This window comes from uncultured Amnibacterium sp. (assembly GCF_964245895.1).
Lineage (GTDB): Bacteria > Actinomycetota > Actinomycetes > Actinomycetales > Microbacteriaceae > Amnibacterium.
In genome coordinates, this window is the sequence record NZ_CAXTOQ010000094.1 from 1 (window position 1) to 13461 (window position 13461).

The 13461-nt window shown below is 73.2% G+C and carries 16 protein-coding genes; 8 read left to right on the plus strand and 8 right to left on the minus strand.

All coding sequences use genetic code 11. From position 1 onward, the window contains the following. Both ACFE60_RS12615 and ACFE60_RS12620 read right to left on the minus strand, forming a co-directional pair. A partial coding sequence (locus ACFE60_RS12615) for an AMP-binding protein (protein ID WP_375389210.1) occupies positions 1 to 308 on the minus strand: 308 nt, incomplete at its 3' end. A 146-nt stretch (positions 309 to 454) separates the two neighbouring features. Further along, on the minus strand, positions 455 to 1099 hold the full coding sequence (locus ACFE60_RS12620) for a QsdR family transcriptional regulator (RefSeq protein ID WP_375389211.1): 645 nt from the start codon (positions 1097 to 1099) through the stop codon (positions 455 to 457). A 74-nt stretch (positions 1100 to 1173) separates the two neighbouring features. On the opposite strand from ACFE60_RS12620, the gene ACFE60_RS12625 reads away from it, so the two are divergent. Together ACFE60_RS12625 and ACFE60_RS12630 are read left to right on the plus strand one after the other, a co-directional pair. Continuing rightward, positions 1174 to 2391 carry an acyl-CoA dehydrogenase family protein gene (locus ACFE60_RS12625; protein WP_375389212.1) on the plus strand — a complete coding sequence of 406 codons (1218 nt, stop codon included), beginning with the start codon at positions 1174 to 1176 and terminating at the stop codon, positions 2389 to 2391. After that, positions 2391 to 3623 (plus strand): acetyl-CoA C-acetyltransferase, encoded by a 1233-nt coding sequence (locus ACFE60_RS12630; RefSeq protein ID WP_375389213.1) that lies wholly within the window; start codon positions 2391 to 2393, stop codon positions 3621 to 3623. The genes ACFE60_RS12625 and ACFE60_RS12630 overlap by 1 nt, the downstream gene beginning before the upstream one ends. Positions 3624 to 3679: 56 nt before the next feature. Here the strand turns inward: ACFE60_RS12630 and ACFE60_RS12635 are convergent, their stop codons facing one another. The 3 genes from ACFE60_RS12635 to ACFE60_RS12645 form a co-directional block, all read right to left on the minus strand. Further along, complete coding sequence (locus tag ACFE60_RS12635; protein ID WP_375389214.1) at positions 3680 to 4138, minus strand: MaoC family dehydratase; 459 nt, start codon at positions 4136 to 4138, stop codon at positions 3680 to 3682. After that, a complete protein-coding gene (gene fabG / locus ACFE60_RS12640; protein ID WP_375389215.1) occupies positions 4135 to 4890 on the minus strand; it encodes a 3-oxoacyl-ACP reductase FabG in 756 nt (251 codons plus the stop codon). The genes ACFE60_RS12635 and fabG overlap by 4 nt, the downstream gene beginning before the upstream one ends. A gap of 61 nt (positions 4891 to 4951) precedes the next feature. After that, positions 4952 to 5815 carry an LLM class F420-dependent oxidoreductase gene (locus ACFE60_RS12645; protein ID WP_375389216.1) on the minus strand — a complete coding sequence of 288 codons (864 nt, stop codon included), beginning with the start codon at positions 5813 to 5815 and terminating at the stop codon, positions 4952 to 4954. Positions 5816 to 5875: 60 nt separating this feature from the next. On the opposite strand from ACFE60_RS12645, the gene ACFE60_RS12650 reads away from it, so the two are divergent. Genes ACFE60_RS12650 through ACFE60_RS12660 form a run of 3 tightly spaced genes read left to right on the plus strand, consistent with a single transcriptional unit; the run spans position 5876 to position 8236 of the window. Then, positions 5876 to 6220 carry an ArsR/SmtB family transcription factor gene (locus tag ACFE60_RS12650; RefSeq protein WP_375389217.1) on the plus strand — a complete coding sequence of 115 codons (345 nt, stop codon included), beginning with the start codon at positions 5876 to 5878 and terminating at the stop codon, positions 6218 to 6220. Continuing rightward, positions 6217 to 6702, plus strand: coding sequence for an SRPBCC family protein (locus ACFE60_RS12655; protein WP_375389218.1), 486 nt, complete (start codon positions 6217 to 6219; stop codon positions 6700 to 6702). The genes ACFE60_RS12650 and ACFE60_RS12655 overlap by 4 nt, the downstream gene beginning before the upstream one ends. A 25-nt stretch (positions 6703 to 6727) precedes the next feature. Then, positions 6728 to 8236, plus strand: coding sequence for an aspartate ammonia-lyase (locus tag ACFE60_RS12660; RefSeq protein WP_375389219.1), 1509 nt, complete (start codon positions 6728 to 6730; stop codon positions 8234 to 8236). Between the two features lies 1 nt (position 8237). On the opposite strand, the gene ACFE60_RS12665 is transcribed toward ACFE60_RS12660, so the two are convergent. After that, a complete protein-coding gene (locus ACFE60_RS12665) occupies positions 8238 to 8993 on the minus strand; it encodes a hypothetical protein (RefSeq protein WP_375389220.1) in 756 nt (251 codons plus the stop codon). A gap of 81 nt (positions 8994 to 9074) precedes the next feature. Between ACFE60_RS12665 and ACFE60_RS12670 the strand changes: the two genes are divergently transcribed. Both ACFE60_RS12670 and ACFE60_RS12675 read left to right on the plus strand, forming a co-directional pair. Further along, positions 9075 to 9686 (plus strand): GNAT family N-acetyltransferase, encoded by a 612-nt coding sequence (locus ACFE60_RS12670; protein WP_375389221.1) that lies wholly within the window; start codon positions 9075 to 9077, stop codon positions 9684 to 9686. Further along, positions 9683 to 10213 (plus strand): GNAT family N-acetyltransferase, encoded by a 531-nt coding sequence (locus ACFE60_RS12675; RefSeq protein WP_375389222.1) that lies wholly within the window; start codon positions 9683 to 9685, stop codon positions 10211 to 10213. Before ACFE60_RS12670 ends, ACFE60_RS12675 begins: the two co-directional genes overlap by 4 nt. 52 nt (positions 10214 to 10265) lie before the next feature. Here ACFE60_RS12675 and ACFE60_RS12680 read toward each other — a convergent pair whose 3' ends face one another. Further along, positions 10266 to 12371 (minus strand): alpha-galactosidase, encoded by a 2106-nt coding sequence (locus ACFE60_RS12680; RefSeq protein WP_375389223.1) that lies wholly within the window; start codon positions 12369 to 12371, stop codon positions 10266 to 10268. A 116-nt stretch (positions 12372 to 12487) separates the two neighbouring features. Continuing rightward, positions 12488 to 12799 carry an NIPSNAP family protein gene (locus tag ACFE60_RS12685; RefSeq protein WP_375389224.1) on the minus strand — a complete coding sequence of 104 codons (312 nt, stop codon included), beginning with the start codon at positions 12797 to 12799 and terminating at the stop codon, positions 12488 to 12490. A gap of 39 nt (positions 12800 to 12838) precedes the next feature. On the opposite strand from ACFE60_RS12685, the gene ACFE60_RS12690 reads away from it, so the two are divergent. After that, positions 12839 to 13461, plus strand: a 623-nt coding sequence (locus tag ACFE60_RS12690; protein ID WP_375389225.1) for an alpha-amylase family glycosyl hydrolase, incomplete at its 3' end; no start/stop codon positions are given.

A 13461-nucleotide genomic window follows, 5' to 3' on the forward strand; every position in this document is an offset into this window, starting at 1 on the left:
AACAGCAGGTGGATGGGCACCGCGACGGCGCCGATGGCGAGGATCGCGTAGTAGATCCGCGGGAAGTCCGGGACGTTCGGCACGAGCATCGCGACCCGGTCGCCCCGGCCGATGCCGCGGGCCCGAAGCGCCCCGCCGATCGCCTTCGCGTCGCGCCACAGCTCGCTGTAGGTCGCGCGGGCCTGCGGGCCGGTCTGCCCGGCCCAGATCACCGCGGTCTTGTCCGGGTAGCGGTGCGCGGACTCCGCCAGGATGGCGGCGACCGACAGCGTCGCGTTGCCCGGACCGTTCAGAACGTCGTCGTTCATGCTGCTCCTTCGAGGTGCTGAACCGAGGATGCCTCACTCCGGCTCGCGGTTCACTCCCAGTTCGGCGGCGATGCGCGCGCGGATGGGTCCGGGGACCGGGATCGGGCGGTGCCACCGGTAGTCGGCCAGCACCGGCCGCTCGTCGCTCACGGGGTCGGCCTCGTCGCGGCGAGCACCAGGGCGAACGCGGCGGCGGCCCGCTCGGCGTCCGGGCGCTCGCCGGCGATCAGGTCGGCGTAGGCGTAGGACTCCGCCACCCGCACGAGCACGGTCGCGAGGTCGTGCGGCGGGAGGGGGGTGACCATGCGGCCGTCCGCGATCTCCTCCTCCAGCAGCCGCTCGACGATGGCGACGAAGCGGCGGTGCACCGAGGTGGCGCCGCCGGTCAGGATGCGCAGGGCGCGCGACGGCTCCCGCACGATCCAGGCCCGGAAGTAGTCGGCGGTGATCAGGTCGTGGACGAAGCGCGTCAGCGCGCCCTCCACCCGGTCGGCGCCCCTCGCCGCCGTCGCCGCATCCGCGGCGTCGAACGTCGGCACCGCGAGGCTCCACAGGATCTCGGCGAGCAGCGCGTCGCGGTTGCCGACCCAGCGGAACAGGGAGGTGCGGTCCACGCCCAGCTCGGCGGCGAGCGCGGACATGTCGATGCGGTCGCCGGCGATGAAGCGGTGGCGCGCGACGCGGAAGGCGCGGGCGGCGTCCTCGTGCACCGGCAGCCGCTCCGACAGCGCGCTCGGCACCAGGACGGCGCCGAGGCCGCCCAGCCGGAGCCCTGCGTCGACGGCCGTCATGGGGCGCGAGCCTAGCCCGCAACATTCCGAGAAGTGTTGCGTACACTCCTCCCGGCAGCGACGAAGGAGACGCCATGACGATCACCGAGCAGACCCGAGCGGACGCCGAGGAGCCGACGTACGGCCACCTGGCCGGCGACTTCTACGGCTACCAGGACTTCCTCACCGCGGACGAGCAGCAGCACGCCGCCGCGTTCCGGCAGGTCTTCGAGCAGCGGGTCCGGCCGATCGCCGACGAGTACTGGGCTCGGGCCGAGTTCCCGAAGCAGGTCATCCCGTGGCTGGCGGACCTCGGCGCGCTCGGCCCCTTCGTGCCGGAGGTGCGGCACTTCGAGAACACGGCCGTGTTCCGCGGCTGGATGGCGCTCGAGATGGGTCGCATCGACGCCTCCGTCGCCACCTTCGTCGGCGTGCAGTCGGGCCTCGCGATGGGCTCCATCCACGTCGGCGGCTCGCCCGAGCAGCAGGCGCAGCTGCTGCCGAGGATGGCGACCGGCGAACTGCTCGGCGCCTTCGGCCTGACCGAGCCGTACTCCGGCTCCGACTCCGCCCGCGGGCTGCGCACCACCGCGCGCCGCGAGGGCGACGAGTGGATCCTGAACGGCGCGAAGCGCTGGATCGGCAACGCGACCTTCAGCGACTTCGTCGTGATCTACGCGAAGGACGAGGCCGACGGCCAGGTGAAGGGCTTCCTCGTCGACACCGACCTGCCCGGGTTCCGCGCGGACAGGATCGAGGACAAGATCGCGCTGCGCAGCGTGCAGAACGCCGACATCACGATGGTCGACGTGCACGTGCCCGAGGCGAAGCGCCTGCCGGGCATCCGCTCCTTCCGCGACGTCGCGACCGTGCTGCGCCTGACGCGCTGCGAGGTCGCGTGGCAGGCCGTCGGCGTGGCGATCGGCGCGTGGGAGGCGGCGCTCGCCTACGCGAAGGACCGCGAGCAGTTCGGCAAGCCGATCGGCAGCCACCAGCTGATCCAGGACCTGCTGGTGAAGGGCCTCGGCAACATCACGGCCTCCATCGGGATGTGCCTGCGCGCGTCGCAGATGCAGGACCAGGGGATCCAGAAGGACGAGCACTCCGCGCTCGCGAAGGCGTTCGCCACGGCCAGGATGCGCGAGACGGTCGGCTACGCCCGCGAGATCCTCGGTGGGAACGGCATCGTGCTCGACAAGGGCGTCGCCCGCTTCTTCGCGGACGCGGAGGCCCTGTACTCCTACGAGGGCACCCGCGAGATGAACACCCTGATCGTGGGCCGCTCCATCACCGGCATGAACGCGTTCGTCTGATGCCCGAAGCAGTCATCGTCGCGGCGAAGCGGACGCCGATCGGCCGCGCGAACAAGGGGTCGCTGGTCGGCATGCGGCCGGACGACCTCGCCGCGGTCATCGTGGGCGAGGCGCTCGCCGCGGTCCCGGGGCTCGCGCCGGAGGAGGTCGACGACCTGCTGCTCGGCTGCGGCCTGCCCGGCGGCGAGCAGGGCATGAACATGGCGCGGATCGTCGCGGTGCGGCTCGGGTACGACTTCATGCCGGGCACCACGGTGAACCGGTACTGCTCCTCCAGCCTGCAGACGACGCGGATGGCGTTCCACGCGATCAAGGCGGGGGAGGGGCGGGCGTTCGTGTCCGCCGGCGTCGAGTCCGTGACGCACTTCGCGAACGGCAGCGCCGACTTCATCCCCGGCCAGGACCCGCGGACGATCCTGAACCCCGTGTTCGCCGACGCGGAGTCGCGCACGCGGCGGCGCGCGGAGCAGGGCGGCACCTGGCACGATCCGCGCGAGGACGGCGAGCTGCCGGACGCCTACATCGCGATGGGGCAGACCGCCGAGAACGTCGCGGGCGTGAAGGGCGTCGGCCGCGAGCGGCAGGACGAGTACGCGGCGCTCAGCCAGAACCGGGCGGAGGCGGCGATCGCCTCCGGCGTCTTCGAGCGCGAGATCACCCCGGTGACGACGCCGGCCGGCACCGTGGTGGCGAAGGACGACGGCCCGCGCGCGGGCGTCACCGTCGAGACGCTCGCGACCCTGCAGCCGGTGTTCCGGCAGGACGGCACCGTCACGGCGGGCAACGCGTGCCCGCTGAACGACGGCGCCGCGGCCCTGGTGGTCGTCTCGGACGACTTCGCGAAGGAGCGGGGTCTGACGCCGCTCGCGCGGATCGTCTCGACGGGCGTCACGGCGCTCTCGCCCGAGATCATGGGCCTCGGCCCCGTGGAGGCGAGCCGCAAGGCGCTCGCGCAGGCGGGGATGACGATCGACGACATCGACCTCGTGGAGATCAACGAGGCGTTCGCGGCGCAGGTGATCCCCTCCGCCGACGACCTCGGCGTGGAGTGGGACCGGCTGAACGTGCACGGCGGCGCCATCGCGCTCGGGCACCCCTTCGGCATGACCGGCGCGCGGATCACCGCGACGCTGCTGAACGCGCTGCGCACGAAGGACGCGACCTTCGGGCTGGAGACGATGTGCGTCGGCGGGGGCCAGGGCATGGCGATGGTGATCGAGCGCCTCGCCTGATCCCGCTCTGAAGGAGTTCTTGCGCGATCAGCCCGAGAACTCCTTCAGAACGGACCTCACTCGGGGACGAAGACCGTGAGGGTCTCGGCCACCAGGGCGGGCTTCGGCTCGCTCTCGATCTCGAGCGTCACCGCCGCGCGGGCACGCACCCCGAGGGGGATCCGCTCCGCGCCGGCGAGCGTCGCCTGCGCGCGGACGCGGGAGCCGGCCCGCACCGGGGCGAGGAACCGCACCCGGTCCGATCCGGCGTTGACGATCAGCGCGCACCCCTCCACGACGAGCAGCTCGAACATGAGGGGCGCGAGCAGGCTGAGCGACAGGTAGCCGTGCGCGATCGTGCCGCCGAACGGCCCGTCCGCAGCGCGCTCGGGGTCGACGTGGATCCACTGGTGGTCGCCGGTGGCGTCGGCGAAGCGGTCGATGCGCGCCTGGTCGACGGTGATCCAGCCGCTCGTGCCCAGGTCCGTGCCGACCGCCTCCAGCAGCGCGTCGGGCGAGGCGAAGCGGGTGCTCACGCCTTCGGCCCGCCCGCCACGTAGAGCACCTGGCCGGAGACGAAGGAGGCGGCGTCGGAGGTGAAGAACGCGGCGGCCTCCGCGACATCCTCGGGCTGCCCGACGCGGGCGACCGGGATCTCCTTCGCGGCGCCCGCGAGGAAGTCCTCGTAGGACACCTTCATGCGCTCGGCGGTCTGCCGCAGCATGTCGGTCGCGATGAAGCCCGGCGCGATGGCGTTCGCCGTGACGTGGTAGCGCCCCAGCTCGATCGCGAGGGTCTTCGTGAAGCCCTGCAGCCCCGCCTTGACGGCCGCGTAGTTCGCCTGCCCGCGGTTGCCGAGCGCGCTCGTGGAGGAGAGCGAGACGACGCGGCCCCAGCCCGCCTCCACCTGGTGGCGCTGCACCGCGCGGCTCATCAGGAAGGCCCCGCGGAGGTGCACCGCGACGACCGCGTCCCAGTCGTCGTCGGTCATCCTGAAGATCAGGTTGTCGCGCAGGATCCCGGCGTTGTTCACCAGGATCGTCGGCGCGCCGAGCCGCTCGGCGACCGTGGCCACCGCGGCCTCGACGTCCTCCGTCCGCGACACGTCGGCACCGATGCCGATCGCGCGGCCGCCGGCGTCGGTGATCGCCGCCACGGTCGCGACCGTCGCGGCCTCCTCGAGGTCGATCACGGCGACCGCCCGGCCCTGCGCCGCCAGCCGCTTCGCGATCGCCGCCCCGATGCCGCGAGCCCCGCCGGTCACGATCGCGACCCGTTCCTCCGTCATGCGCCCGTCCCTTCGTCGGCTCGAGGCTACGCAGCACTTCTGCAGACGTCGCAGAAGGGGGTCAGAGGCGCTGGAGCTCCGGCAGCACGTCGGCGCAGGCGCGCTCGACGAACCCCGTCGGGTCCTCGGGCGGCAGGCTCAGCCACACCTGTCCGACGCCGAGCGCGGCGTAGGCGCGCATGCGGTCGAGGAACGCGTCGCGGTCGTCGTCGAGCTGCGCGGTGACGGTGACGTCGATCTCCGACGGGTCGCGGCCCACGTCGGCGCAGTGCCCGCGCAGCACCTCGATCTTCCGGCCCAGCTCGTCCGGGCCGACGTCGAAGAGGTTGCAGGCGTCGCCGTACCGCGCCACGAACCGCAGCGTCTTCTTCTCCCCGCCACCACCGATCAGGATCGGCGGCCGGGGCGTCTGCAGCGGCGCCGGGTGGCACAGGGTCTCGGCGAGCGAGTAGTGCGTCCCCTGATACGGCCCGTCGTCGTCGCTCCACATCTGCTGGACGATCTGCAGCGTCTCCTCCAGCCGCTCGAACCGCTCCTTCAGCGGCGGGAACGGCACGCCGAGCGCGCGGTGCTCGCGCTCGTACCAGGCGGCGCCGATGCCGAGGAACGCCCGCCCGCCGCTCAGCACGTCCAGGGTCGCGACGGTCTTCGCGAGCAGGCCGGGATGCCGGTACGTCACGCCGGTGACGAGGGTGCCGAGCCGGAGGCGCTCGGTGACGCCAGCGAGGTACCCGAGGGTCGTGTACCCCTCGAGCATCGGCTCCTCCGCGGGCGCCCGCGCCTCCATCTGGAACCAGTGGTCCATCACGGTCATCGCGGTGACGCCGCCGGCGTCGGCCGCCTGCGCCGTCGCGCGGAGGGTCGACGCGATCCGCGCCGCTCCGCCGGGGGTCGAGAAGTTCCAGTAGTGCACGGCCAGCCGCATGCCGCCAGTGTCGTCCGAGTCGCCTGAGCGCCGCGTCTGTACCTTGACGGGTACGTACCCATGTGGTTACATACCGCTGTGGAGGCGGTCCTGCAGGCGATCGGGGATGCGAGTCGTCGCGCGGTGCTCGACGCCCTGCGGGACGGCCCGCAGACCTCCGGTGAGCTCGCCGCGCGGCTGCCGATCGCGCGGCCGGGCGTCTCGCGCCATCTCCGGGTGCTCCGCGAGGCGGGGCTCGTCGAGGTGGAGGCACGCGCGCAGTTCCGCGTCTACTCCATCCGGCCGGATCCGCTCGCGGAGCTGGACGCCTGGCTCGGCGCGTACCGGGCGCTCTGGCGGAACCGTCTCGACGCCCTCCACACCGAGATCGCCCGCGGGACGCGCGGCGGAAGGAGCACCCCGTGACCGAGCGCATGCTGTCGACGATGTCGCCCGAGGGCGATCGCGTCCTCGTCCGCGTCCAGGACGTCTACGACACCACGGTCGAGGACCTCTGGTCGGCCGTCACCGAACCGGCACGGCTCGCACGCTGGATCGCGGAGGTGTCCGGCGACCTCCGCGTCGGCGGCACCTTCACGGCGCGGTTCACCAGCAGCTGGGAGGGGACCGGCGAGGTGCTCGAGTGCGCTCCGCCCCACCGCCTGCGCGTCTCGACGCGGGAGGAGGGCGCCGAGCCGAACGAGATCGAGGTCGTCATCACGGCGGACGGCGACGGCGCCCGCCTCGTGGTGGAGGAGCACGGGTTCCTGCCCGAGGCGGCGCCCGCTCACGCCGCCGGGTGGCAGGTGCACCTCGAGGACCTCGGCGCAGCGCTGGCAGACGGGCCGTCGAGCGACTGGGCCACGCGCTGGCGCGAGCTGATCCCCGCCTACCGATCCGGAGCCTGATCGCGGCCGCGTAGCGTGGCCCCCCGTGACCGACGACGGCGTCCGCGCCCCCTCCGACCTGCCCGCGACCCGGATCGAGACGGACAGCCTCGGCACCGTCGAGATCCCCGCGGACGCCTACTGGGGCGCGCACACCGCGCGGGCGCTCGAGAACTTCGCCATCTCCGGCACGCCGATCTCGCGGCACCCGCGCCTCGTCGACGCGCTCGTCATCGTGAAGCAGGCGGCGGCCCGCGCGAACCGCGACCTCGGCGTGCTCGACCCCGCGAAGGCGGCGATGATCGAGCGCGCCTGCGCCGCGATCCGCGACGGCGAGCACCACGACCAATTCGTCGTCGACGTCGTGCAGGGCGGCGCCGGCACCTCCACGAACATGAACGCGAACGAGGTGGTGGCGAACGTCGCGCTCGAGCTGACCGGGCACCCGCTCGGCGACTACGAGACGCTGAACCCGATCGACGACGTCAACCGCAGCCAGAGCACGAACGACGTGTACCCGACCGCGGCGAAGATCGCGATCGCGCTGGCGCTCGAGGACCTGCTCGTCGAGCACGCCGCGCTGCAGCGGGCGTTCGCGGCCAAGGGGCACGAGTTCCACGACGTGCTGAAGGTCGGCAGGACGCAGCTGCAGGACGCGGTGCCGATGACGCTGGGGCAGGAGTTCCACGGCTTCGCCACCACCCTGGGCGAGGACGCCGACCGCATCCGCGAGGTGCTGCCGCTGCTGCGCGAGATCAACCTCGGCGCGACCGCGATCGGCACGGGGATCACCGCGGATCCGCGCTACGCCGCGACCGTGCAGGCGCACCTCTCCGACCTGATGGGGGAGCAGTACGTCACCGCCGGCGACCTGATCGAGGCGACGAGCGACACCGGCGTCTTCATGCAGATGTCGGGCGTGCTGAAGCGCGCCGCGGTGAAGCTGTCGAAGATCTGCAACGACCTGCGGCTGCTCTCCTCCGGCCCGCAGGCGGGGTTCGGCGAGATCGTGCTGCCGCCGCGTCAGGCGGGATCGTCGATCATGCCGGGCAAGGTCAACCCGGTGATCCCGGAGGTGGTGAACCAGATCGCCTTCGCCGTCGTCGGGCACGACGTGACCGTGACGATGGCCGCGGAGGCCGGTCAGCTGCAGCTGAACGCCTTCGAGCCGATCATCCTGCACTCCATCCTCACGAACGTGGCCTGGCTGGCGGCGGGCTGCCTCACCCTGCGGGAGCACTGCGTCGAGGGGATCCGCGCGAACGTGAGCCGGCTCGACACGATGGTCCGCACCTCGGTCGGCGTCGTCACGGCGCTCACGCCGTACATCGGGTACGCGGCGGCGTCCGCGCTCGCCAAGACCGCCCTGCTCACCGGCCGCGACGTGGCGGACCTCGTCGTGGAGGCGGGCCTGATGGACCGCGACCGCGTGCTCGAGCTGACCTCGCCCGAGCGGCTGACGAACTCGACGCCGATCACCGCGGCGATGTCCGTGGTCGGGCCGGAGACCGCGGCGATCGCGATCATGGGCCCGTCCGAGGCGGACCCGAGCTGAGTCAGCCGGAGGAGACCGCGCGCTGCGCCGAGCCGGAGGAGCGCAGCCCGGCCGCGTAGCCGGGCGCCCGGCCGTAGCCGGTGAACGACCGGCGGTCGGTGGCCCGCCGGATCCGCAGGTGCTGGTCCACCCACTGCTGCACGGCCTCCTCCCGGGACGCGACGACCAGCGCCGTGCCGGGGGCGCCGGACGCGGCGATCGCCTCCTCGCGGCCCGCGGACAGGCGGGCGGCGGCGCCGCGGCCGAACTCCCGGGCGAACTCGCAGCGGGCCAGGTGCGCGTCCCACCGCTGGACCAGGCGGTGCCGCGGATCGGAGCGCCACCAGCCGCGCACGGCGAGCGCCGCCTGCACGGCCAGCGACTCGAGCAGCGGCACGGCGAGGGTCAGGTCGGAGTGGAACCCGGTGACGACCAGCTCGACGTGCGGGGCCGCCTCGGTCCAGCGGCCGTCGGACCGGTGGTCGCGGTAGTGGGCGACGAGCCCGAGCGCCTTCGCCACCGCGATCAGGCCCGCCACGACGTCGAGCGCGACGGTGCCCTTCCCGCCGGCGACCTCGACGCTCGCGCGCTCGATCTCCTCCCGCTCGGCGCGCCTCGCCCCGTCGACGTCCAGCGTCAGCCGGTCGATCGCGTGCTTCGCGAGCAGCCGCTCGGCCTCCTGGCCGGCGGTGTCGCGCTCCGCCTGCGTCGCCGCCGGGTCCTCGGACACCCGCAGGAAGTGCGCGATCCGGTCCTCGACACCCATCTTCTCGGCCATAGGTCCTCCATCCTCATCGCGGCACGGGCTGGTGCGGAGCACTCCAGCATCCGCCTCCGACAGCCTCGGGATACTGGCCGCATGGCGATCGAGGATCCGGAGACCGCGCAGGTGTACGCGCGAGCGCTGCTGCTGGGCGAGCTGGTGCGGCTGCGGCCGCTGGACGAGCGCGACCTGCCGCACCTCGAGCGCTGGTGGACGGATCCGGAGTGGCAGGTGCTGCAGCAGCAGACCGTGCGGCCCCGGCCGGACGGTCCGGCGTCGGAGCTGTTCCGCAGCTGGAGCGCGAACGAGAACGCCTCCGGGGTCGGCTTCAGCGTGGAGTCGCTCGAGTCCGGGGAGTTCGTCGGGCACGTCACGCTCTGGGGCGCGACCATGGTCGGGCGGGCCGCGACGCTCGGCATCGTCATCGGGCCGTCGCACGTCGGCCGCGGCTACGGCACGGACACGGTGAGGGTGATCGCCCGCTACGGGTTCCAGGCGATGGGCCTGCACCGCATCGGGCTGGAGCTGGTGGCGTTCAACACCCGCGCCCGCCGCGCCTACGAGAAGGCGGGGTTCCGCGTCGAGGGCGTCCGACGCGAGGCCGTCTTCGCGGACGGCGGCTTCGTGGACGAGGTGCTGATGGGGCTGCTGCGTCAGGACTGGGAGGCGTCCGAGGCCGCGCGGGGGAACGCGGAGGCCGGCGAGTGAGCGTGCGGCTCGCGGTCGCCGCGGACGTGGAGGCGCTGGCGGAGGTCGCCGCGGTCACCTTCGCGCTCGCCTGCCCGCCGTCGACGAAGCCGGAGGCGATCGCGGACTTCATCGCGACGGTCCTGTCGGCGCAGGCGTTCCAGGGCTACCTCGCGGATCCGCGCCGCACCCTCCTCGTGTCGGAGGAGGCGCCGGGCGGCCCGCTCGCCGGCTACACGATGCTCGTCGCCGGGGAGCCGGCCGACGCGGACGTCGCGGCCGCGATCCGCATCCGCCCGACGACGGAGCTGTCGAAGATCTACGTCCGCGAGGGCTCGCACGGCCGCGGCGCCGCCGGCGAGCTGCTGGTCAGGAGCCTCGATGCCGCCAGGGACGCCGGAGCCGCGGGCATGTGGCTCGGCACGAACGAGGAGAACGCGCGCGCCCGCCGCTTCTACGCGAAGCACGGATTCGAGCCGGTGGGCACGAAGCGGTTCAGGCTCGGCGACCGCTACGAGCACGACGTCGTCTTCGAGCGCCCGCTCTGAAGGTGTTCCCCGATCCGGGGAAGCGGCCGGATCCCCGGATCCAGGCACGCCGTCACGCGCGGGTGAGGCGGAGGACGCGGGCGGCCTCCCCGACGCCGGTCAGGTCGACCGTGAGACGTCCGGAGGCCGCGTCCCAGGTCGTGGGCCAGGCGGGCAGCCCGGTCGGGAAGACCGGCTCGACGACCACCTCAGCGCCGCGCAGCTCGGGCAGGTCCAGGTCGACGGCCGCCGCGACGTCGCGGTTCCAGACGAACACCAGCGCGGCCTCGTCGGTCGTGCTGGCCAGCGCGACCTGCGGCGCGTCCCACGCGGGCAGCCCGAGCGGCCACGACGGCAGGGCCGCCGCGTGGTGCCGGATGATCTCCGGGTACGCCGCGGCCGCCTCCCGCACGATCGCCCGCTGCCGGTCGTCGAGCCGGTCCAGGTTGCCGGAGAGGTACAGCCGCCCGGACAGCCCCGTCACGAGCGTGAAGGCGATGCGCTCGTCGTCCCACTCCGACTGCGGGTAGGCCCAGTTGCCGGCCGTCTCGGGCGGCATCGACATGGGTGCACCTGCCGCGATCGGCGGGTACAGGCGGTGCTGCTGCTGGTCGCTCGTCGACTGCAGGTCGAACCGCGCGAGCGTGGCGGCGTCCATCCGCTGCGCGCCGGAGGAGCACGCCTCCAGGACCACGCCGGGGTACCGCGAGCGCAGCGACTCCACCCACGCCAGCAGGGCCCGGGTGTGGCCGAGCAGGCCCTCGCCGGGGCCGGAGGCGTCCGAGTCGGGCCCGGAGCCGAGCGTCACGTTGTAGTCCCACTTGAAGTACCGGGCGCCGTACTCGCCGATCAGCCGGTCGAACACCGCGTCCAGGTGCCCTCGGGCGGCCGGGCTGCGCAGGTCGAGGAAGTACCGGTCGTGCTCGCGGATCCGGATGCCGTCGCGGCGCATGAACGCCTCCTCTGGCAGCCGCGCGGCTACGGGGGAGCGCACGCCGACCACCTCCGGCTCGACCCACAGGCCCGGCGTCATGCCGCGGTCCCGGATGCGCTGCAGCACGCCGACGAGCCCGAGGTCGCCGAACCGCACCGCGGACGGCTCCCACGCCCCGACGCTGGGCCACCAGTCCCCGTCGTCGTCGTACCAGCCCGCGTCGATGCAGAAGACCTTCGCGCCGACGTCCGCCGCGGCGTCGATGAGGGGCAGCAGCTTCTCGGTCGTCGGATCGCCCATGAGGGCGTTCATGTAGTCGTTGAAGATCAGCGGTCGGTCGGCGTCCGCGCGCACGTCGAGATGCGACGCGCGGCGGTGCCGGGTCAGGGCGCCGATCGCCCCGGTCACGCCGCGGTCGGACAGCGCGACGGAGGCGGGCACGGTCGTGAACGCCTCACCCGGCTCGAGGCGCGTCGTCCACGCGTGGTCGAGGTCCGTCGGTCCGAGCAGCGCGAGCGCCAGCGCCTCCGCCGGATCGAACAGCGCGTCGAGCTCCCACCGCCACGGCCCGTTGTGCTCGACCTGCCACGCGAGAGCGCGACCGGACCCCCGGTGCTCGATCGCGGCGGTCGGCACGAACTCGCCCGACGGCCACGTGGAGTGGCCCGCCAGCGCGATCGCGCCCCGGGAGAAGTGCCCGTGCACGGCGGTGTCGATGTCGGCGAAGCCGCCCGCTCCGCCGAGGTCGGTGCGGGACCACCGGCTCTCCGCGCACCACTCGCTGCGGGCCGTCCAGAGGTCGAGCCCCGCCGTCGGCCCGAGGTGCCCGGTCAGCCCGAGCAGCGTCGCGGAGGTGACCTGCTGCAGCACGACCGCCTCCGGGCCGCGGTTCCGGACGGTCGTCGTGAACCGGTAGGCGTCGACGCCGTCGTACCGCTCGATCGTCGTCGCGACCTCGAGCCCGGTGCGCTCGTCGCGCTGCAGGGCGGTGAGCGTCGTCGGCGACCTGTCGTGCGAGACGTGCCGGAGGCGGTCCCCGACCGTGGTGCGGATCGCCCGCATGCTGCCGAGGCCGCGGCCCTCGCCGAGCACGAGCACCTCGACGAGCGCGGGCCGCGCGCGATGCTCGGGCCGCCGCGGCTCGACCGCTTCCACGTCCCGCGCGATCGAGACCATCACGGGTCCGTCGTCGGCGGCGGTGATGCGCAGGGGGAAGGCGTCGGAGCCCCAGGTCGTGTCGAGCACGCCGACGATTCTGTCGGCCCGGGCCTGGTCGCTGTCGGGGCCCTCCGCCGCTGTTCCGTCGGTGCGCGCCGTCCCATCAGCAGCGGAGGGCCCCGGGAGCGGGACGGCCCGGGCGCTCACCGCTCCAGCAGCAGGGAACGCATGAAGGTGCGGTCGTACCGGACCACGCACCCGCTCTCGTCGCGGATGCGGTCGGCCGCCACGAAGTCGGGGTCGACACCGAACCGGGCGCGGTACTGCTCGTAGTCCGCAGGGCTCGGGAAGCCGAACAGCGCGAGCGCCGCGTCGCTCGCCCCCTCGCTCGGCAGGAAGTAGCCGTGATGCGTGCCGCCGTGGCGGTCGACGAGCCGCATCCAGGCCTGCGCGAACCGCTCGAACGCGTCGATCCGCTCCGGGTTCACGACGTCGTGCACGACGCAGGTGATCATGCGTCGGCAGCGTAGGCAGCAAGGCACCAGGATTGGCGCGTGCCCGATGCCGCCTGGTTCGCCTCCGCCGTCGTCTACCAGGTCTACCCGCGCAGCTTCGCCGACTCGGACGGCGACGGCATCGGGGACCTCGGCGGGATGCTGCAGCACGTCGACCATCTCGCCGACCTCGGCGTCGACGTCGTCTGGCTGTCGCCGCTGTACGCGTCCCCGCAGGCGGACAACGGCTACGACATCAGCGACTACCGGGCGGTCGACCCGCTGTTCGGCACCCTCGAGCAGCTCGACGAGCTGATCGCGGCGCTGCACGCCAGGGGCATCAAGCTGGTCATGGACCTGGTCGTGAACCACACCTCCGACGAGCACCCGTGGTTCGTCGAGTCCGCGTCTGGCAGGGACAGCGCGAAGCGCGACTGGTACATCTGGCGCGATCCCCGCTCCGGCGCGGAGCCTGAGGACGGGCGCAGCGGCGCGGAGCCGAACAACTGGGGCTCGTTCTTCTCCGGCTCCGCCTGGCAGCTGGATCCGGCGAGCGGGCAGTACTACCTGCACCTGTTCGACCGGAAGCAGGCGGACCTGAACTGGGAGCACGAGGACGTCCGCGAGGCCGTCTACTCGATGATGCGCTGGTGGCTCGACCGCGGGGTCGACGGCTTCCGGAT

Excerpts from the sequence above, each read along its gene's own strand:
- ACFE60_RS12665 (WP_375389220.1), bottom strand. The coding sequence starts at position 8,993 with ATGGCCGAGAAGATGGGTGTCGAGGACCGGATCGCGCACTTCCTGCGG.
- ACFE60_RS12685 (WP_375389224.1), bottom strand. The coding sequence starts at position 12,799 with ATGATCACCTGCGTCGTGCACGACGTCGTGAACCCGGAGCGGATCGAC.
- ACFE60_RS12670 (WP_375389221.1), top strand. The coding sequence starts at position 9,075 with ATGGCGATCGAGGATCCGGAGACCGCGCAGGTGTACGCGCGAGCGCTG.
- ACFE60_RS12625 (WP_375389212.1), top strand. The coding sequence starts at position 1,174 with ATGACGATCACCGAGCAGACCCGAGCGGACGCCGAGGAGCCGACGTAC.
- ACFE60_RS12645 (WP_375389216.1), bottom strand. The coding sequence starts at position 5,815 with ATGCGGCTGGCCGTGCACTACTGGAACTTCTCGACCCCCGGCGGAGCG.
- fabG (WP_375389215.1), bottom strand. The coding sequence starts at position 4,890 with ATGACGGAGGAACGGGTCGCGATCGTGACCGGCGGGGCTCGCGGCATC.
- ACFE60_RS12620 (WP_375389211.1), bottom strand. The coding sequence starts at position 1,099 with ATGACGGCCGTCGACGCAGGGCTCCGGCTGGGCGGCCTCGGCGCCGTC.
- ACFE60_RS12650 (WP_375389217.1), top strand. The coding sequence starts at position 5,876 with ATGTGGTTACATACCGCTGTGGAGGCGGTCCTGCAGGCGATCGGGGAT.
- ACFE60_RS12630 (WP_375389213.1), top strand. The coding sequence starts at position 2,391 with ATGCCCGAAGCAGTCATCGTCGCGGCGAAGCGGACGCCGATCGGCCGC.